This is a genomic window from Aeromicrobium sp. (genome assembly GCF_023146395.1).
In the GTDB taxonomy this organism is placed as follows: Bacteria; Actinomycetota; Actinomycetes; order Propionibacteriales; family Nocardioidaceae; genus Aeromicrobium.
Map to the genome: position 1 here is coordinate 18969 of NZ_JAGLCD010000010.1, position 19003 is coordinate 37971.

A 19003-nucleotide genomic window follows, 5' to 3' on the forward strand; every position below is an offset into this window, starting at 1 on the left:
CGGGTGGCCCGTGTCTCGGCCCGGTTCCCGGACTTCCCGTGGGACACCCTCGCGGCGGCCAAGTCCCGGGCCGCGGCGCATCCGGACGGGATCGTCGATCTCTCGATCGGCACCCCGGTCGACCCGGTGCCGTCGGTGGCCCGTGAGGCGCTGACGGCGGCCGTCGACGCGCACGGCTACCCGACCGTGGCCGGTCCTGACGAGGTCCGCGACGCCGTGGCGGCCTGGGTCGAGCGCGCCACGGGTGCCGCCTCGGTCACCCGCGACCAGGTCCTCATGACGATCGGCTCCAAGGAGCTCATCGCCAACCTCCCGGCCCAGCTCGGCCTGGGCGAGGGCGATCTCGTGGTCTACCCCGAGCTGGCGTACCCGACCTACGAGGTGGGAGCGCGCTACGCCGGCTGCGACGTGCTCGCCGCCGACTCCACGCTGGCGATCGGCCCGCGGACGCCGGCGCTGCTGTACCTGAACTCGCCGGCCAATCCGAGCGGCCAGATCCTGGGCGTCGACCACCTGCGCAAGGTCGTCGACTGGGCGCGCGAGCGTGACGTCCTGGTCGTGTCCGACGAGTGCTACCTCGACTTCGCGTGGGACGTTCCGGCCGTGTCGGTCCTGCACCCTGACGTCTGCGGCGGCGACCTGACGGGTCTGGTCGCGCTGCACTCCAGCTCGAAGCGCTCGAACCTGGCGGGATACCGGGCGGCGTTCCTGTCCGGCGACGCCGACGTGGTGGGGGAGCTGCTCGCGGTGCGCAAGCACCTCGGGTTCATGGTGCCCACCCCGGTGCAGCAGGCTCTGGCCGCCACCCTCGGCGACGACGCGCACGTCGTGGAGCAGCGCGAGCGGTACGCGCGCCGCCGGTTGCAGCTGCGTGCGGCGCTCGAGGCGGCGGGATTCACGATCGACCACTCCGGGGGCGCCCTGTACCTGTGGGCCACCCGCGGGGAGCCGTGCCGTGCCACGATCGACTGGCTCGCGGGTCGCGGCATCCTCGCCGCGCCGGGGGAGTTCTACGGCCCGGCCGGAGCCCAGCACGTGCGGATCGCGTTCACCGCCACCGACGAGCGCATTGCCGCCGCCGCCCAGCGACTCACCGCCTGACCCGCCCCACGGGGAGCAAAGCGTCAGCGACTGCTGTACTGTTCACTACATGCTGACGCTTTCTTCACGGGTCGACGTGGTGCAGAGAGTGGGCCACGCCCTCTCCGAGGCGAATCGGGCGCGGATCCTGCTGGCGCTCACGGAGGCACCGCGATACCCCGGCGACCTCGCGACCGATCTCGGGCTCACGCGGTCGAACGTCTCGAACCACCTAGCCTGCCTGCGGGGGTGTGGGCTGGTGGTCGTCGTTCCTCAGGGGCGGCGGATGCGGTACGAGCTGGCCGACCCGGCCCTGGCTGGCGTCCTCTCGGCCATCGTGGCTCTCGACCTCGTGGCGTCGTGCGACGGCGACTGCGCGACGGGGGCGTGCACGTGTCGCTGATCCTCGGTCCCGCGCCCTCCCGGCGGGACACCCTCGTGCGCCGCATCCGCCTCCTCGTGGCCCTGACGATCGCCTACAACGTCGTCGAGGCGGTCGTCGCCCTGTCCGCGGGGTTCGCGGCGTCGTCGACGGCCCTGATCGGCTTCGGCCTGGACTCGGTCGTCGAGGTCTCCTCGGCGACGGCCGTGGCGTGGCAGTTCGCCGCACGCGACCACGCCTCTCAGGAGCGGCGCGAGCGCGTCGCCCTGCGCGTCATCGCCGCCTCGTTCGTGGGGCTCGCGCTCATCGTGGGCTACCACGCGATCGAGGCGCTGGTGACCGGCGCGGAGGCCGACGAGTCGCGCACCGGCATCGTGCTGGCCGCGGTCAGCACGATGCTGATGCCGTTCCTGTCGTTCGCCCAACGACGTGCGGGCCGCGAGCTCGGCTCGTCGTCGGCGGTCTCCGACTCCCACCAGACGCTGCTGTGCACGTACCTCTCGGGCGCGCTGCTGCTCGGGCTGCTGCTCAACGCAGCCTGGGGCATCACCTGGGCCGACCCGGTCGTCGCGCTCGCGATCGCCGCCGTGGCCCTGGTCGAGGCCCGGCGCGCCTGGCGCGGCGACGCCTGCTGCGCCCCTGCCATGCCAGGATCGGCAGCAGCCGCCACCGGCGACTGCGGTGACGGCTGCTGCTCCCCGGGAGCGGTGACTTAGTCGCCTGTGGAGGCTCCCCATGAGCGACTAGCTCACCGCCCGCGGGTGGAATAGGCGACTAGCTCACCGCCCGGGGGTTGGGGTCAGCGGTTCTTGAGGGCCTCCGCGAAGGCGAGGATGCGCTTCGCGTCGCGGATGTGCAGCTCCTCGATCATCTTGTTCTTGTAGGTGGCCACGCCCTTCTTCTCGCGGGCGGCCTCCTCGAAGGCGGCGATCATGCCCTCGGCGCGCTCGATGTCGGCCTCCGACGGGCTGAACGCGACGTTGGCGGGCTCGACCTGCGACGGGTGGATCAGCGTCTTGCCGTCGAAGCCCATCTCGCGGCCCTGCCGCGCCTCGGCCTCGAAGCCCTCGGGATCCTTCACGTCGTTGTAGACACCGTCGATGATGACCTTGCCGGCGGCGCGCACCGCGAGGAGCGTCCAGGCGAGCGAGGTCAGCACGACCGCGTTGCGGCCCGGCACGTGCAGACCGTAGGTCTCGTTGACGACGTCGTTCGTGCCCATCACGATGACGGTCAGGCGATCGTGGGCCGCCGCGATCTCCTCGGCGTGCAGCAGGGCGCGAGGCGTCTCGATCATGGCCCACAGCTGGGTGTGCTCCGGCGCGCCGGCAGCCTCCATCGCGGCGACGAGGCCACGGACCTGCTCGGCCGACTCGACCTTGGGCACGAGGATCGCGTCGGGACCGGCCTCGGAGGCGGCCTTGACGTCGTCGTCGTGCCACTGCGTGCCGATCGAGTTGACGCGGATCGCGAGCTCGCGGTGGCCGTACTCGCCGGACCGCACGGCGGCGACGACGTTGGCGCGGCCGTCCTCCTTGGCGTCGGGCGAGACGGAGTCCTCCAGGTCGAGGATCAGCGCGTCGGCGTCGATCGTCTTGGCCTTCTCGAGCGCGCGCTCGTTGGCCCCCGGCATGTACAGCACGGAACGGCGGGGGCGCAGCTCCACGGAATCGGTGCTCACAGGTCGTACAGCTCCTTCAGCTCGGGGTCGCGCTCGGCCAGCTCACGGGCCAGGTCGAGCATCACGAGGCACTGCTTGCAGGACGCGTCGTCCTCCATCTTGCCGTTGATCATGACGGCGCCGGAGCCGTCACCCATCGCCTCGACGACGGTCTTGGCGTGCTCGACGTCCTCCTTCGAGGGCGAGAACACCTTCTTGGCGATGTCGATCTGCACGGGGTGCAGGCTCCAGGCGCCGACGCAGCCCAGCAGGAACGCGTTGCGGAACTGGTCCTCGCAGGCCACGACGTCCTTGATGTCGCCGAACGGCCCGTAGAACGGGAGGATGTCGTTCGCGGCGCAGGCGTCGACCATGCGCGCGATCGTGTAGTGCCACAGGTCCTGCTGGTACGTCGTACGGCCCTCGTGGAGGTCCTCGCCCGTGGGGTCCTGGCGCACGAGGTAGCCGGGGTGGCCGCCCCCCACACGGGTCGTCTTCATGCGGCGCGAGGCGGCCAGGTCGGCCGGGCCGAGGCTGATGCCCTGCATGCGCGGACTGGCGGCCGCGATCCCCTCGACGTTCGTCACGCCGAGCGCGGTCTCGAGGATCGCGTGCACGAGCAGCGGCTTCTGGACGTTGCCCTTGGCCTCGAGCTGCGCGAGCAGGCGGTCGACGTAGTGGATGTCCTGGGCGCCCTCGACCTTCGGCACCATGATGACGTCGAGCTTGTCGCCGATCTCGGTCACGAGCGTCGTGAGGTCGTCCAGGACCCACGGGGAGTCGAGGCTGTTGACGCGGACCCAGAGCTGGGTGTCGCCGAAGTCGGTCTGCTTCGCGATCTCGACCAGGCCGAGCCGGGCGGCCTCCTTCTTCTCGGTCTTCACCGCGTCCTCGAGGTTGCCGAGGATGATGTCGACCTTGGCGGCGATGTCCGGCACCTTCGCGGCCATCTTCTCGTTGCTCGGGTCGAAGAAGTGGATCATCCGGCTGGGCCGGAACGGCACCTCCGACACGGGCGCGGGAGCGCCGACGGCGAGGGGGCGGAGGAAGGCACGGGGATTGCGCACGAGGTCCCTTTCGACAGGCGTCACGACGAGGGTCAGTATGCCGACCGTCGGAGCTGCCCGCCTCGGGCACCCCCACCGGCGTCAAGATCGCGTCAAGACCGGTCAAGGCTCCGTCAGCGGCGGCGCAGCGGGCTCGCCGCGGGTGTGCGATGAGCGCATGGAACTCTCCTCCGCGCTCTGGCTGGGGCTCGCCGGCGCCCTGATCGTGTACCTGCTCGTCGCGCTGGTCCTGGCGGACCGGTTCTGAGGCGCGCGTGAACGACACCACCTCCGGCCTGCTCACGATCGCGGTCCTGGGCCTCCTGCTGGCCCTGTTGTGGGCCCCGTTCGGCGACCACATGGCGCGCGTCGTGACCGGCACGCGCCACGCCCGCCTCGAGCGAGGCCTGTACCGCCTGCTCGGCGTCGATCCCGAGGCGCAGCAGAGTGCGCGCTCCTACGCCACGAGCGTGCTCGCGTTCTCGGCCGTCGGCATCGCCCTGCTCGTCGCGATCCTCATGGGGCAGCAGCACCTGCCGTTCTCGCGCGGGTTGCCGGGCATGCCGTGGGACATGGCCCTCAACACGGCCGTCTCCTTCGTGACCAACACGAACTGGCAGTCCTACGCGGGGGAGTCGACGCTCGGCTTCACGGCCCAGATGGCCGGCCTCGCGGTGCAGAACTTCCTCTCCGCAGCCGTCGGGATCTGTGTCGCGGTGGCCCTCGTGCGCGGCTTCCTGGCCTCCCGGTCCGGCACGGTCGGCAACTTCTGGGTCGACCTCGTGCGCGTGACCGGCCGAGTCCTGCTGCCGGTGGCGGTCGTCGGTGCCGTCCTCCTCCTCACGCAGGGGGTGGTCCAGAGCTTCGCGGACCAGACCATCACGACCGTCACCGGTGGCAGCCAGGTCGTGCCCGGCGGACCGGTCGCCGGCCAGGAGGCGATCAAGCAGCTCGGCACGAACGGCGGCGGCTTCTTCAACGCGAACTCGGCGCACCCGTTCGAGAACCCCACGCCGTTCTCGAACCTGCTGCAGATCCTGATGCTCCTGCTCGTGCCGGTCTGCCTGACCCGCACGTTCGGCACGATGATCGGCTCCCGTCGCCAGGGCCTGACGGTCCTGGGCGCGATGGCCGCGCTGTTCACGGCCTCCCTGGCCGTCGCGGCCTGGGCCGAGACCACGGGTCAGGGCGTCGCCGCCCGCGCCGCAGGAGCGGCGATGGAGGGCAAGGAGACGCAGTTCGGCGCGTGGGGCTCGATCCTGTACTCGACCGCGACGACCAGCACCTCGACCGGCGCCGTCAACGCCTCCCACGACTCGCTGACACCCGCGGGTGGTGGTGCGGCACTCGTGAACATGATGCTCGGCGAGGTCTCGCCCGGCGGCGTCGGATCGGGGCTCTACGGGATGCTCGTGATGGCCGTCGTGACGGTCTTCGTCGCCGGACTCATGGTCGGGCGCACGCCCGAGCTGCTCGGCAAGAAGATCGGGCGGCCCGAGATCACGTGGGTCGCGCTGACGACGCTCATCACGCCGGCGATCGTGCTGATCGGGGTGGGGGTGGCGATCGCGCTGCCGTCCACCCGTGACGCGCTGGGCAACACCGGCGTGCACGGCTTCAGCGAGGTCGTCTACGCCTTCACCTCCGCGGCGAACAACAACGGCAGCGCCTTCGGCGGCATCACCGTGACCTCGACGTTCTTCCAGCTCGCGCTGGCCACGGCGATGCTGCTGGGCCGGTTCGGCTCGATCGTCCTCGTCCTGGCTCTGGCGGGCTCGCTGGCGCGCCAACGTCCCGTGCCGACCACGGCCGGCACGCTCTCGACCCAGACCGTGCTGTTCGGCTCGCTGCTCGTCGGGGTCGTGCTGCTCGTGACCGGCCTGACCTACCTGCCGTCCCTCGCCCTCGGGCCCGTCGCCGAGGCCCTCACGAACGGAGCCCTCTCGTGACCACCTCGTCGCTGCTGCCGATGCTGGCGGCTCAGCTGTCGCAAGCCCTGCGCAAGCTGGACCCCCGCCACCTGTGGCGCAGCCCCGTGATGTTCGTCGTGTGGACGGGCTCGATCGCCACGACTGCGGTCGCGATCACCGACCCGTCGGTCTTCGCCTGGTTCATCGCCGTGTGGCTGTGGCTCACCGTCGTGTTCGGCAACCTCGCCGAGGCCGTCGCGGAGGGGCGCGGCAAGGCCCAGGCGGACTCGTTGCGGGCGGCGCGCAACGACGTCACCGCACGGCGCCTGGAGCCGGGCGGCACCGAGACCGTCGTGCCAGGCAGTGCCCTGACGATCGGTGACCGCGTCGTGGTCGAGGCCGGCGAGGTCGTGCCCGGTGACGGCGACGTCGTGGAGGGCGTCGCGTCCGTCGACGAGTCGGCCATCACGGGGGAGTCCGCGCCGGTCATCCGGGAAGCCGGCGGCGACCGCTCGGCCGTCACGGGCGGCACGCGGGTGCTGTCGGACCGGATCGTCGTGCAGATCACGGCGGCCCCGGGGGAGACGTTCCTCGACCGGATGATCGCGCTGGTCGAGGGCGCGGAGCGGCGGCGGACACCCAACGAGGTCGCCCTGTCGATCCTGCTCACGACCCTGACGATCGTGTTCCTGGTCGCGGTCGTGACGCTGGCGCCGATGGCGGACTACGCCGGCGCGCCGCAGGAGCCGCTCGTGCTGGTGGCGCTGCTGGTGTGTCTGATCCCGACCACGATCGGGGCGTTGCTCTCGGCGATCGGCATCGCCGGCATGGACCGGCTGGTCCGGGTCAACGTGCTCGCGATGTCCGGACGCGCCGTCGAGGCCGCCGGCGACGTCAGCACCCTGCTGCTCGACAAGACCGGCACGATCACGTACGGCAACCGGCGGGCGGCCGACTTCCGGCCGGCCCCCGGGGTCACGGCCGACGAGCTGCGCGACGTCGCGCGGTTCACGAGCCTGGCCGACCAGACGCCGGAGGGCCGCTCGATCGTCGATCTCGCCCTGGAGCGCGGGGCCGACGACCGCGACCTCCCGGCGGGCGCGACGTTCGCCGAGTTCACGGCCCAGACCCGCATGTCCGGGGTCGACCTGGCCGACGGGCGGTCCCTGCGCAAGGGCGCCGGCTCCGCCGTGCAGGCCTGGCTCGGCGCCGACCTCCCGGCCGCGGTGCAGGAGCAGGTCGACGAGGTCAGCGGCGCCGGCGGGACACCGTTGGTCGTGGCGGAGTCCGGGCCGGACGGCAGGCGGTCGCTCGGGGTCGTGCACCTCAAGGACGTCGTCAAGGACGGCATGGTCGAGCGGTTCGCCCAGCTTCGCGCGATGGGGATCCGGACCGTCATGGTCACGGGCGACAATCCCCGGACGGCCGCCGCGATCGGCCGTGAGGCCGGGGTCGACGAGGTGCTCGCCGAGGCGACGCCGGAGGACAAGCTCGCGCTGATCCGCACCGAGCAGCGGGGCGGACGCCTCGTCGCGATGACCGGCGACGGCACCAACGACGCCCCCGCCCTGGCCGCGGCCGACGTCGGCGTCGCGATGAACAGCGGCACGTCGGCGGCGAAGGAGGCCGGCAACATGGTCGACCTCGACTCCGACCCGACCAAGCTGATCGACGTCGTCGCGATCGGCAAGCAGCTGCTGATCACGCGCGGTGCCCTGACGACGTTCTCGATCGCCAACGACGTGGCCAAGTACTTCGCGATCCTGCCGGCGATGTTCCTGGCCGCGTATCCCGCGCTCGACACGCTCAACGTCATGCGGCTCTCGACGCCGCAGTCGGCGATCGCGTCGGCGGTCGTGTTCAACGCGCTCGTGATCGTGGCGCTCATCCCGATCGCGCTGCGCGGCGTGAAGTACCGGCCGCTGTCGGCCGAGGCGCTGCTGCGCCGCAACGTCCTCGTCTACGGACTCGGCGGCCTGGTCGTCCCGTTCGTCGGCATCAAGCTCATCGACCTCGTGGTGTCGATGATTCCGGGAATCGGGTGAACCAGATGTCGAACCTCACGCACGTGCTCACGTCGACCGGCCGCCAGGCCTGGGTCGGGGCGCGTCTGCTCCTCGTAGCCACGCTCCTGCTGGGCATCGGGTACCCCGCGGTGATCTGGGCCGCAGGTCAGGTCGTGCCGGGCCACGAGGCCTCGATCGGCCAGGACTTCCCGGTCGCCGACGACGACTGGTTCCACGGCCGTCCGTCCGCGAACGACGACGACGGCCTCGCGTCCGGCCCCTCCAACCTCGGCCCGTCGAGCCCCGACCTGCTCGACCTGATCGAGCAGCGCCGCGCCGCGGTGGCGCAGGTCGAGGGCGTCGACCCGGGATCGGTGCCGGCCGATGCGTTGACGGCGTCGGCCTCGGGCCTGGACCGGTTCATCTCCCCGGAGTACGCGGCACTGCAGGTCGACCGGGTGGCGCAGGACCGGGGGCTGTCGGTCGCGGAGGTCGAGCGGCTCGTGCGGGCCCACACCTCGGGCCGCCAGCTCGGCTTCCTCGGTCAGCCCCGGGTCGACGTCCTGGCGCTCAACCGCGCCCTCGAGGGAGCAGACTGATCCCGTGAGCGATCTCCAGGAGCCGGGGCGAGGTGCCCTGCGGGTCTACCTCGGCGCGGCTCCCGGTGTCGGCAAGACCTACCGGATGCTCGACGAGGCCTGCCGGCGCGCGGGCCGCGGCACCGACGTCGTGGTCGGGGTCGTCGAGACGCACGGCCGGACCCACACCGCCGAGCGGATCGGCGGGCTCGAGGTGCTGCCGCGGCGCACCGTGACGTACCGGGGCACCGAGCAGACCGAGCTCGACCTGCCCGGTCTGCTCGCCCGGAACCCACAGGTCGCGGTCGTCGACGAGCTGGCCCACACCAACGTGCCGGGGCTGGAGCACGCCAAGCGCTGGCAGGACGTCGAGGCCCTGCTCGCCGCCGGGATCGACGTCATCACGACGGTCAACGTGCAGCACCTGGAGTCGCTCAACGACGTCGTCGAGGCCATCACGGGGGTGCAGCAGCGCGAGACCGTGCCGGACCGGTTCGTCCGGTCGGCCGACGCGATCGAGCTCGTCGACATGAGCCCGCAGGCCCTCCGGCGACGCATGGCCCACGGCAACGTGTACCCGGCCGACCGGGTCGACGCCGCCCTCGGGCAGTACTTCCGCGAGGGCAACCTCACCGCGCTGCGCGAGGTCGCCCTGCTGTGGCTGGCCGACCGGGTCGAGGAGGGCCTCGCCCGCTACCGGGCCCAGCACGACATCGACGCGACGTGGGCCGCCCGGGAACGCCTCGTCGTGGCGGTGACCGGAGGGCCGGAGTCCGAGGCGCTCATGCGACGGGCGGCCCGGATCGCCTCGCGCACGGGCGGCGGGCAGTGGATGGCGCTCTACGTCGCCCGCGGCGACGGGCTCGTGCACCACCCCACGGTCCGGCTCGAGGAGCTGCGCGCGATGGCCGCCGACCTGGGCGGGTCCTTCCACAGCGTCGTGGGAGACGACGCGGCCGGCGCGATCCTGTCATTCGCCCGGGCCGAGAACGCGACCCAGGTCGTCATCGGTGCGAGCCGGCGCGGCCGTGTCTCGACCCTGGTGCGCCCCGGCATCGGCGAGGTCGTGATCGCGGAGTCCGGCGACATCGACGTGCACATCGTGACGCACGACCAGGCCCGCCGGCAGCGCGGTGACGTCCGCGCGAGACCCGCCCTCGCGGTGCGGCGACGGATCGCCGGCTTCGTGCTGGCGGTGCTCGGGCCGCTCGCCCTGGCCGCCGGCATGCTCGTGACGCCCGACCTGCACTCGCTGCCGAGCGAGTCGATGCTGTTCATGGTCGTGGTGGTGGCGACCGCGCTCGTGGGGGGCCTGGCTCCCGCCGTCGTCGCCGCGCTCGTCAGCGGATTCGCGCTCAACTACTTCTTCACGCCTCCACTGCGCACGCTGATCATCGGCTCGGCCGAGAACGCGTACGCCGTGGCCCTGTTCATCGTGGTGGCGGTCGCCGTCTCCTCGGTCGTCGACCTGGCAGCCCGCCGCACGGCGCAGGCCCTGCGGGCCACCGCCGAGGCCGACGCGTTGTCGGCCCTCGCGCACGGGCTCCTGCACGCCGGCCTCGACGTGGGCGACGTCGTCGGCCGGGCGCGTGAGGTGTTCGGCCTGCGCCGCGTGGCCGTGGTGGACCGCGACGGCGCCGAGCTGGTGGTGTCGGACGAGGGGGCTGGCGACACGGGCGACGTCCGGACCACGATCGAGGTCGACGAGACGACCTCGCTGGTGTTCACCGGCCACGCGCCCTCGCCCGACCAGCTGCGGCTCATGACGGCCTACGCGGCCCACGTGCGGGTCCTGGCCGAACGGCGGGCGGCGGCCCGCGAGAGTGCCGAGCGCGAGGCGCTCGCCGAGGCCGACCGGGCGCGCGCGGCCCTGCTCGCGGCCGTCTCGCACGACCTGCGCACGCCGCTCGCCTCGGTCAAGGCCGCCGCGTCGAGCCTGCGCAACGGCGCGATCGACTGGAGCCCGGACGACACCGAGGCGTTTCTGGCCACGATCGAGGAGGGGGCCGACCGTCTCGACGCCCTGGTCGCGAATCTGCTCGACATGAGCCGGCTGGAGGCGGGGGCCGTGAGCACCCGGAGCGGACCGGTCGAGCTCGACGCTCTGGTGCGGGTCGTCGTGGCCACCCTGGAGCCGCGCGACGCGCAGCGGGTGGAGATCGACCTGGACCCCGGGCTGCTCGCCTGGGCCGACGGCGGCCTGCTCGAGCGCGTCGTCGACAACCTCGTGAGCAACGCCGTCCGCCACGCCCCGGCCCCCGCCGCCGTGCGGGTCGACGCCACCCTCGTCGGGGCGCGGGTCGTGCTGCGGGTCACCGACACCGGCCCGGGCATCGCCGCGGCCGATCGGGAGCGGGTCTTCGCCCCGTTCCAACGGCTCGGCGACGTGCCTGGTGGCTCCGGCATCGGGCTGGGACTGGCCGTCGCGCGAGGGCTGACCGAGGCGATGGCCGGTACCCTCGCGCTCGACGACACGCCCGGCGGCGGCACGACCTTCGTGGTCGACCTGCCGGCGCGGGGCGAGGAGGGAGGGCTTCGATGACGTTCGTCCTCGTGGTCGACGACGACCCGGCGATCGTGCGCACGCTCGGCATCAACCTGCGGGCGCGCGGCTACGAGGTCGAGACCGCGGCGGACGGCCGCTCCGCGCTGCAGATCGTGCAGGAGCGTCTGCCCGATGCCGTGATCCTCGATCTCGGTCTGCCGGACCTGGACGGGCTCGCGGTGCTCCAACGGCTGCGCGAGCGGCATGCGGTGCCCGTCGTGATCCTCTCGGCCCGCCACGAGACCGACGACAAGGTCGAGGCGCTCGACTCCGGTGCGGACGACTTCGTGACGAAGCCCTTCGAGATGGAGGAGCTCATGGCACGAGTGCGGGCCGCGGTCCGGCGCACGGCAGCGGGGGAGCCCCCGCTCGTCGTGACGGGCTCAGGTGTGCGTCTCGACGTGACCGAGCGCCGAGCCGAGCGCGAGGGCGAGGTCGTGCGTCTGACGCCCACCGAGTGGCATCTCGTCGAGGTGCTCGCCCGACGGGCTGGCCACCTCGTCTCGCAGCAGGACCTGCTCCGGGAGGTCTGGGGTCCCGGCTACGGGCGCGAGTCGCACTACCTGCGCGTCTACCTGGCGCAGCTGCGGCGCAAGCTCGAGCCCGATCCGGCGCACCCCGTGCTGTTCCTGACCGATCCGGGCCAGGGGTACCGCCTGGTGGCTCAGCGGTCCGAGGAATAGCCCTCACGCAGCAGCTCGACGAGCGTGGGACGGCTCGGAGTCCAGCCGAGATCGGCTCGGGCCTTGGCGCCGGAGGCCTGCTGGTCGAGCAGCAGCGCCTCGCCGAACGCGCCGAGCGTCTCGAGCGTGGCTTCGTCGCCCTGGGCCGTCACCTCGGGGCCGATGGCCCCGCCGATCTCGCGGACCATCGGGTTCTCGCCGCTGACGCCCAGGTACGCCTGGCCGCCGGGCGCGTCGAGGGCCGCCAGGTACAGCTCGGCGAGGTCGTCGACATGGACCGTGGTCCAGTGCTGGTCGCCGGTGCCGGGGTAGGACTTCTGGCTGATGATCATCGCCGGGATGCCGGCTCCGTGACCGTAGACGATGCCGGGCTGGATGACGCTGGCTCGCACGTCGGACGCCAGCAGCTGTCGCTCGAGCGGCACTCGCCACGCCGTGAGTGGCACCGGGTTCGCTGCGGCGTCCTCGGCGAGGTCAGTGCCCGAGCCGTAGGTCCACACCCCGCCGGTCAGCACGAACGGGCTGGTCGTCCCGCCGAAGGCCGCGATCGCCGCCTCGACGACGGAGGTGTTGAGCGCCTGGTCGTCGGCGTCGCTGCCGGCCGCGGTGTGGATCGCGGCGTCGTGCTGCACGAGCTGCTCGCGCAGCCAGGTCGAGTCGAACAGATCGCCGACGAGGCCGGTAGCGCCGGCCTGCTCGACCGTGGCGCGTGAGGCGTCGCTGCGCACGATCGCCGTGACCTCGTGACCGGCCGTCGTGAGACGGTCGAGCACGGCTGACCCGATGTAGCCGGTTCCCCCGGTGAGCACGATCTTCATGTCATCCTCAACCGGGAGCTGCGGCGGGGTGTTCCCGGCTCAGTCGAAGAGCTCGGAGAGCCAGTGCTCCTTCTTCTTCCGGCGGTACGGCTTGCCGTAAGAGTCGCCCCGGTAGCCGCGGTCCCCGGAGTAGCGATCGTCGCGGTAGGGCTCGTCGCGGTAGGGCGGCTGCGGGGCCGCGGGCGTCATCGGCGGCGCGGCGGGTGCAGCCGGGGCGACCTCGGCGGCGGCGCGGTCGAGGATCTTGTCGAGCTCGCCGCGGTCCAGCCAGACGCCGCGGCACTCGGGGCAGTAGTCGATCTCGACGCCGGCTCGCTCGCTCATGGTGAGCGTCGTTCCGTCGGTGGGGCACTTCATCGTGGTCATCAGCTCCTTCTGATCACGCAACGCGCGCGCGGCTCCGGGAGTTCCGGCCTACCGTGGCCTCATGAGCGCGAACTGGCAGGACAAGGCAGCCGTCGACCTGATGCTCGACGAGCTGCACACGTGGGCCGTCGTCGGCCTGTCGACCGACACGAGCCGCACCGCCCACTCGATCGCGGCGCTCCTGCAGCAGCGTGGCAAGCGCATCGTGCCGATCCACCCGGACGCGCCGGTCGTGCTGGGGGAGCAGGGGTACGCGACCCTCGCCGACGTGCCCTTCGAGATCGACGTGGTCGACGTGTTCCGCCGGTCCGAGGCCGCGGGTCAGTTCGTCGACGAGGCGATCGAGGTGGGAGCGAAGGCCATCTGGCTCCAGCTCGGGGTGATCGACGAGGCCGCGTTCGACCGGGCCGCCGCTGCCGGTGTGCCGATGGTCATGGACACCTGCCCCGCGATCGAGTGGAACCGCCGCTAACCACCCCCGCCGGTCGAGTGGCCCGCCAGCGCCACCCGCCGGTCGAGCGGCTCGCGAGCGCGGCCCCCACCGCTGGTCGAGTGGCTCGCGAGCTCTGCGAGCGGCCGTATCGAGACCCCCACGGCTGACCTCGCGCCGTCGTGACGGACAAGCAGCAAGGACCAGAGCAGGTCGTCGCCACCCGCCCCCTGCTGGTCGGGTGGCTCGCGAGCTCTGCGAGCGGCCGTGGGGGTACCTCCCAGAACGAAGTCCTAGGGGGAGCGAGACCCCGACACCTCACGGCACCCCGCCACCACCCGACCCGGTGGTCGAGTTGGTCCGAGGGACGAGGACCAGTATCGAGACCCCGGACAGCCGACCTCGCGCCGTCACCACCCCACCCGGTGGTCGAGTTGGTCCGAGGGACGAGGACCAGTATCGAGACCCCGGACAGCTGACCGCGAACCGTCACCCCGTACAAGCAGCAACGACCAGAAGCAGGTGGTTTCCGCCCGCCCCGATCTGACCGGACTGCCTGTCAGAAAGACCTGCAACCCCAGCGGAAATCTGCCCCCAACCCCTTGCCATCGAACACCTGTTCGACTACACTCGAATCATGGTTTCGGGGCCCACAGTGCACGCGCTCCGTACCGCCGCGCACGCCGTCACCGGCACCGACCACCGATCCGCCCTGGTCGCGATCCAGACCGCCCAGGACGCGCTCGACGCCGCCAAGGCTCACCATCTGGCGGAGCTGGAACGCACCGCCGACCACGAGCTCGACGGCGCCTCGACCGTCACCGCCTGGGCGCGGGACCACCTGCGCCTCGACGCCCGCACCACCCGCAGCCTGATCGCCGCGGACCACACGATGCGTGAGCTGCCCGCCGTGGCCGAGGCGGCTGTCGCTGGTGACATCCGTCTGGACCACGTCAAGCTCTTCACCTTCGGGCTCAAGCACATCGGCACGGAGATCGTCACCGATGCTGAACCGTGGCTCCTGGCGGTCGCGACCACCCATGAACCCGTGCAGCTGCGCCGGGTGGTTCGCGCCCTGCGGGATGCGGTCTACCCCGAGGCGTTGGATGAGGCGTGGATCAACGGGATGGCCAAAGAAGACCTCCAACTCTCACCCGTGCCCGAGGGCTGGCACCTGACGGGGTTCCTCAAGACTGAGACCGGCGCGAAGCTCAAGGCCGTCCTCGACTCGTTGTCGATCCCCACGGTCGCGAACGACGACCGCAGCAGTGCCGAGCGTCGTGTCGCCGGACTCGACCGGCTCCTCTCGTCCGTCCTCGAATCCGGGCTGCCGTCGAGCAAGGGCATCCGCCCCCAGCTCTCGGTCATCGTGGGGGTCGAGACCCTCCACGAGGCCATGACCGCGGAACCCGGGACGGCCCAACCGGTCGGTGAGCCGGCCGAGCTGACCGGCTTCGGGCCCATCGGACCCCAGCTCCTCTCCTACCTGGCCTGCACCGGCGACATCACCCCCATCCTCACCAGTGATGACGACATCGAGCAGGCACAGATCCTCAACGTCGGCGACACCATCCGCCTCGCCACCCCACCCCAACGCAAAGCCGTCAACGCCCGACAGCACGGCCAGTGCGCAGCACCCGGCTGCACCCACACCCACCTCGAGATCCACCACACCACCTGGTGGTCCAACGGCGGCAAGACCGACCTCGACGGACTCATCGGCCTCTGCACCAACTGCCATTCACTCGTCCACCGCGGCCTACTCATCATCGACGCCCTCGGCCACGGCAAATTCGACCTGTCCACCCGCGACGGCAGACCCATCGACCTCACCCGACGCCGCACTACCCGCCACCACCTCCGCGCCATCCGCCACGCCGCACGCGCGCGAAGAACCGACTACCCCATGCGCGCCTGACGGGCACCGCAGCCCAGAAACGCGAAACGCCCTCCGACCCGGAGGTCGGAGGGCGAGTGGTACACCCCCTCGGACTCGAACCGAGAACCCGCTGATTAAGAGTCAGCTGCTCTGCCAATTGAGCTAGGGGTGCGCGGGGAAGAACGTTACCAGCCGGGGCCCCGGTTCTGAAATCGGGCGGCCTCCGAGCGCGGACTCACGACAGGTCCAGGTCCCCGAGCCCCAGCTGCTCCACGAGCGCTGCGGCCGCCGCATGGCCACCCAGGCCGCTGACGGCACCGCCGCGCCGCGCACCGCTGCCGCAGAACAGCACCCGCGGGTGCGCGGTGGCCACGCCCCAGCGGGTCGCGGAAGTGTCGGCCGGTTCGCCCTCCTCCAGCCACGGCCAGGCGAGATCGCCGTGGAAGATGTGGCCGCCGGGCATCGCGAGCGCCGTCTCGATGTCGCTCGGGGTCTTGACCTCGACGCCGAGCACCAAAGGGGAGAGCGGCTCGGCCAGGTGCTCCTCGATCGCCGCCACGACCCGCGCGTAGGCCTCCTCCGCTGCCGGGGCATCGCCCAGCGTGGCAGGCGGCGTGTGGAGTCCGAAGTAGGTCAGGGTCTGAGCCTCGGTGGCCGCGAGCTCGGGGCCGAGGATGCTGCGGTCGGTCAGGGTGTGGCAGTACACCTCGCCCGCGGCGCGGGTGGGCAGGCGGCCAGCCGAGGCCTCGGCGTGCGCGGTCTCGAGCTCGGTGTAGGACTCGCCGAGGTGCAGCGTGCCGGCGAACGCGACCTGCGGGTCGAGTCCGCTGCGGAGGCGCGGGAGACGCGACAGCAGCAGGTTGACCTTGAGCTGCGACCCTTCGGGGCGCGTGTCGACGGGTGACCCGAGCAGATCGGCCAGGACCGCGGGAGCCACGCCCGACAGGACGTGCGCGGCGCGCCAGGTGCGATCGCCGGAGGTCACGAGCACCGCGTCCTCGCCCGCACTGACGGTCTCGACCGGGGTGCCTGTGACGATCTCGGCTCCGGCCTCGCGAGCCACTCGCTCCAGCTCACCCGTGACGGCCCCCATGCCGCCCACGGGGACGCGCCACTCACCCGTCCCGTTCCCGACGAGGTGGTAGAGGAAGCAGCGGTTCTGGCTCAGGGACGGTTCGTGCAGCGAGGCAAACGTGCCGATCAACGCATCGGTCGCCACGACCCCGCGCACCAGGTCGTCGGTGAACCGGCGCTCGATCGCCTCGCCGAGGGGTCGCTCCACCAGGTCGCGCCACGTCGCGGGATCGATGCCAGCGCGGACGTCGCGGACCGACGGCAGGGGCCCGAGCAGGGTCGGCGCCACGGCCGCCGCCAGGCCTTCGACATCGGCGTAGAAGCGCTCCCATGCGACCAGCTCGTCGTCGCCGCCCGTGAGCCGTCGGAACGACTCCCGCGTGGGATCACCCACGACAGTCTCGACCAGGAGTCCGTCGGGCGAGCCGTCGTCGCGGACGTAGGGGCTGTACGAGGCGGTGTCGCGCGACCGCAGCTCGAGGCGCAGGCCGAGCTCCTCCCGCAGACGGTCGGGGAAGAGACTCACGAGGTAGGAGTACCGCGAGAGGCGGGCCTCGAGGCCCGGGAACGCCTGGGCGCTCACCGCGGCACCACCCACGTGCTCGAGGCGCTCCAGCACCGCCACGGCCAGGCCGGCGCGAGCCAGCAGGGTCGCGGCGACCAGGGCGTTGTGGCCCCCGCCGACGATCACGACGTCACGGTGCTCGGTGGTGCTGGTCACGTGCTCAACCTACGGTGGGTCGATGGACGATCACGGGGGAGAGCAGGAGGCGCGTCAGGTCAGGGCGCGGTGGAAGCTGGTCGGGCCAGGGCTCGTGGTGGCCGGCACGGGTGTCGGTGCGGGTGACCTCGTCGCGACCCTGACGGCGGGCTCGAAGTTCGGCTACGCGCTGCTGTGGGCGGTCGTGCTCGGCACGCTGTTCAAGATCGCGCTGGTCGAGGGGGCCGGCCGGTTCACCTTGGCCACGGGCCGCACGATCTTCCAGGGTTGGCAGACGCTCGGCCGATGGACCGGGTGGTACTTCGGTCCGTACATCGTGATCTGGGGCGTCGTCTACGGAGCGACCGCGATGTCGTCCTCGGCGCTCCCGCTCGTGGCGCTGTTCCCCGACGGTCCCGACCTCAAGGTCTGGGCCATCGCGATGGGCCTGGCCGGCTTCGCGCTCGTGTGGCTGGGACGGTACGGCCTGGTCGAGAAGCTCATGGCGACGTTCGTCGGGATCATGTTCACGACCGTCGTGGGGGCGGCGATCCTGGCCACGCCCAACCTGCCCGAGATGGTGGGTGGGCTCGCGCCGCGCATCCCCGAGGGCGGCCTCGTCAACACCCTCGCGGTCGCGGGCGGCGTGGGCGGCACGATCACGCTCGCGGCGTACGGCTACTGGCTGCGCGAGAAGGGCTGGTCGACGCCGGGCTGGATGCGCGTCATGCGCCTCGACAACTCGATGGCCTACGTCATGACCGGCATCTTCGTCGTCGCGATGCTGGTCGTCGGCGCCGAGCTGCTCTACAGCAGCAACATCGCCGTCGGTACGGGCGACCGAGCGCTGATCGGCCTCTCGGACGTGCTCGACGACCGGTACGGCGAGTTCTTCGGCAAGCTGTTCCTGTTCGGCTTCTGGGCCTCGTCGTTCTCGTCGTTGCTGGGGGTCTGGCACGGCGTCTCGCTGATGTTCGCGGACTACCTCGGCACGTCGCGCGGCCTGGACCAGGACGATCCGCGGATGCACGCCCGGGGCACGTACTACCGCGCCTACGTGTTGTGGCTGACGTTCCCGTCGATGGCGCTGCTGTTCCTCGACGAGCCGGTCGCGGTGATCCTGGCGTACGGCGTGCTGGGATCGATCTTCATGCCGTTCCTGGCGCTCACGCTTCTGGGCCTGCTCAACACCGACCGGGTGCCGCGCGAGTGGCGCAACGGCCTGCTCGGCAACGTCGTGCTCAGCATCTGCGCCGTCATGTTCATCGCCGTGGGCGCCAACGAGCTCTACAAGGCCGTCACCGGGGTCTTCTGAGCCCCCGCGGTGTGCGGGCGGTGAGTGTTCCACCCAGGGCGGTGGCTCAGCCACGGTATGAGCGCTCATGCGGTGGACAACTCACCGCCCACCCCCGGGAGGGTTCCGAAAGGTGGACAACTCACCGCTCCACCGCGCAGGTCAGCGGAGCGTGGGCTGGACGCGGTAGACCGACTGCACCAGCGCCATGACGGAGCGGGCCACGGTCCGCCCGGGGTCGGTGAGGGCGTAGTCGACGTGCTGGGCGAGCGTGTCGTGCTCGGTCCGCGAGACCAGCCCGCCGGCCAGGAGCTGCTTGAGCGTCTGCGACAGCATCTTGTCGCTGATGCCGTCGATCCGGCGCCGCAGCTCGCCGAAGCGTGCGCTCTCGACGTCGTTCAGGGCCGCCAGCGTCAGGGTGCCCCAGCGGCTCGTCACGAGCTCGAGCGTCTCGCGCGACGGGCACTGCGTCGCGAACACGTCGTACTCGGGTGCACTCATGGTCGACCTCCTGAGCTCATGCTAACCCACAGGTAGTACTTACGAGAAGTA

General features: G+C 71.6%; 17 protein-coding genes and 1 tRNA gene. 11 read left to right on the top strand and 7 right to left on the bottom strand.

The genetic code is table 11. The features are described from left to right. Positions 1–3: 3 nt before the first annotated feature. Genes dapC through KAG51_RS08630 form a run of 3 tightly spaced genes read left to right on the top strand, consistent with a single transcriptional unit; the run spans position 4 to position 2178 of the window. Positions 4–1101, top strand: a complete 1098-nt coding sequence (gene dapC / locus KAG51_RS08620; protein WP_290582667.1) for a succinyldiaminopimelate transaminase — start codon at positions 4–6, stop codon at positions 1099–1101. Between the two features lie 49 nt (positions 1102–1150). Next, complete coding sequence (locus KAG51_RS08625; protein ID WP_290582669.1) at positions 1151–1483, top strand: metalloregulator ArsR/SmtB family transcription factor; 333 nt, start codon at positions 1151–1153, stop codon at positions 1481–1483. After that, complete coding sequence (locus KAG51_RS08630) at positions 1441–2178, top strand: cation transporter (RefSeq protein WP_290582671.1); 738 nt, start codon at positions 1441–1443, stop codon at positions 2176–2178. Before KAG51_RS08625 ends, KAG51_RS08630 begins: the two co-directional genes overlap by 43 nt. 83 nt (positions 2179–2261) lie before the next feature. Here the strand turns inward: KAG51_RS08630 and KAG51_RS08635 are convergent, their stop codons facing one another. Together KAG51_RS08635 and KAG51_RS08640 are read right to left on the bottom strand one after the other, a co-directional pair. After that, positions 2262–3143, bottom strand: a complete 882-nt coding sequence (locus KAG51_RS08635; protein ID WP_290582673.1) for a CoA ester lyase — start codon at positions 3141–3143, stop codon at positions 2262–2264. After that, the gene (locus KAG51_RS08640) at positions 3140–4189 is read right to left on the bottom strand and encodes a CoA ester lyase (protein WP_363316156.1); all 1050 of its coding nucleotides are present in this window, start codon (positions 4187–4189) and stop codon (positions 3140–3142) included. Before KAG51_RS08640 ends, KAG51_RS08635 begins: the two co-directional genes overlap by 4 nt. A gap of 254 nt (positions 4190–4443) precedes the next feature. On the opposite strand from KAG51_RS08640, the gene kdpA reads away from it, so the two are divergent. From kdpA to KAG51_RS08665, 5 genes are read left to right on the top strand one after another with little or no spacing between them, the layout of a single operon-like run. Next, complete coding sequence (gene kdpA / locus KAG51_RS08645) at positions 4444–6117, top strand: potassium-transporting ATPase subunit KdpA (protein ID WP_290582677.1); 1674 nt, start codon at positions 4444–4446, stop codon at positions 6115–6117. A gap of 20 nt (positions 6118–6137) precedes the next feature. Next, positions 6138–8123 carry a potassium-transporting ATPase subunit KdpB gene (gene kdpB, locus KAG51_RS08650; protein WP_290582980.1) on the top strand — a complete coding sequence of 662 codons (1986 nt, stop codon included), beginning with the start codon at positions 6138–6140 and terminating at the stop codon, positions 8121–8123. A gap of 5 nt (positions 8124–8128) precedes the next feature. After that, the gene (locus KAG51_RS08655; protein WP_290582679.1) at positions 8129–8683 is read left to right on the top strand and encodes a potassium-transporting ATPase subunit C; all 555 of its coding nucleotides are present in this window, start codon (positions 8129–8131) and stop codon (positions 8681–8683) included. A 4-nt stretch (positions 8684–8687) separates the two neighbouring features. Further along, the gene (locus KAG51_RS08660; protein WP_290582681.1) at positions 8688–11204 is read left to right on the top strand and encodes an ATP-binding protein; all 2517 of its coding nucleotides are present in this window, start codon (positions 8688–8690) and stop codon (positions 11202–11204) included. Beyond that, positions 11201–11890 (top strand): response regulator transcription factor, encoded by a 690-nt coding sequence (locus KAG51_RS08665; protein ID WP_290582683.1) that lies wholly within the window; start codon positions 11201–11203, stop codon positions 11888–11890. Before KAG51_RS08660 ends, KAG51_RS08665 begins: the two co-directional genes overlap by 4 nt. On the opposite strand, the gene KAG51_RS08670 is transcribed toward KAG51_RS08665, so the two are convergent. Together KAG51_RS08670 and KAG51_RS08675 are read right to left on the bottom strand one after the other, a co-directional pair. Next, the gene (locus KAG51_RS08670; RefSeq protein ID WP_290582685.1) at positions 11872–12708 is read right to left on the bottom strand and encodes an NAD-dependent epimerase/dehydratase family protein; all 837 of its coding nucleotides are present in this window, start codon (positions 12706–12708) and stop codon (positions 11872–11874) included. The two genes, KAG51_RS08665 and KAG51_RS08670, sit on opposite strands and share 19 nt — an antisense overlap. 39 nt (positions 12709–12747) lie before the next feature. Beyond that, entirely contained in the window at positions 12748–13074 is a 327-nt protein-coding gene (locus tag KAG51_RS08675) for a zf-TFIIB domain-containing protein (RefSeq protein ID WP_290582687.1), read from the bottom strand. Between the two features lie 61 nt (positions 13075–13135). Here KAG51_RS08675 and KAG51_RS08680 point away from each other — a divergent pair, with 61 nt between their 5' ends. After that, a complete protein-coding gene (locus KAG51_RS08680) occupies positions 13136–13546 on the top strand; it encodes a CoA-binding protein (protein ID WP_290582689.1) in 411 nt (136 codons plus the stop codon). Positions 13547–14141: 595 nt separating this feature from the next. Then, positions 14142–15422, top strand: a complete 1281-nt coding sequence (locus tag KAG51_RS08685) for an HNH endonuclease signature motif containing protein (protein ID WP_290582691.1) — start codon at positions 14142–14144, stop codon at positions 15420–15422. A 57-nt stretch (positions 15423–15479) separates the two neighbouring features. Here the strand turns inward: KAG51_RS08685 and KAG51_RS08690 are convergent. After that, a tRNA-Lys gene (locus KAG51_RS08690) sits at positions 15480–15555 on the bottom strand. A gap of 63 nt (positions 15556–15618) precedes the next feature. After that, entirely contained in the window at positions 15619–17178 is a 1560-nt protein-coding gene (locus KAG51_RS08695; RefSeq protein WP_290582693.1) for an NAD(P)/FAD-dependent oxidoreductase, read from the bottom strand. 22 nt (positions 17179–17200) lie between these two features. Between KAG51_RS08695 and KAG51_RS08700 the strand changes: the two genes are divergently transcribed. After that, complete coding sequence (locus KAG51_RS08700) at positions 17201–18472, top strand: Nramp family divalent metal transporter (protein ID WP_290582695.1); 1272 nt, start codon at positions 17201–17203, stop codon at positions 18470–18472. A gap of 141 nt (positions 18473–18613) precedes the next feature. On the opposite strand, the gene KAG51_RS08705 is transcribed toward KAG51_RS08700, so the two are convergent. Then, positions 18614–18952 carry a helix-turn-helix domain-containing protein gene (locus KAG51_RS08705; protein WP_290582697.1) on the bottom strand — a complete coding sequence of 113 codons (339 nt, stop codon included), beginning with the start codon at positions 18950–18952 and terminating at the stop codon, positions 18614–18616. Positions 18953–19003: the final 51 nt, after the last annotated feature.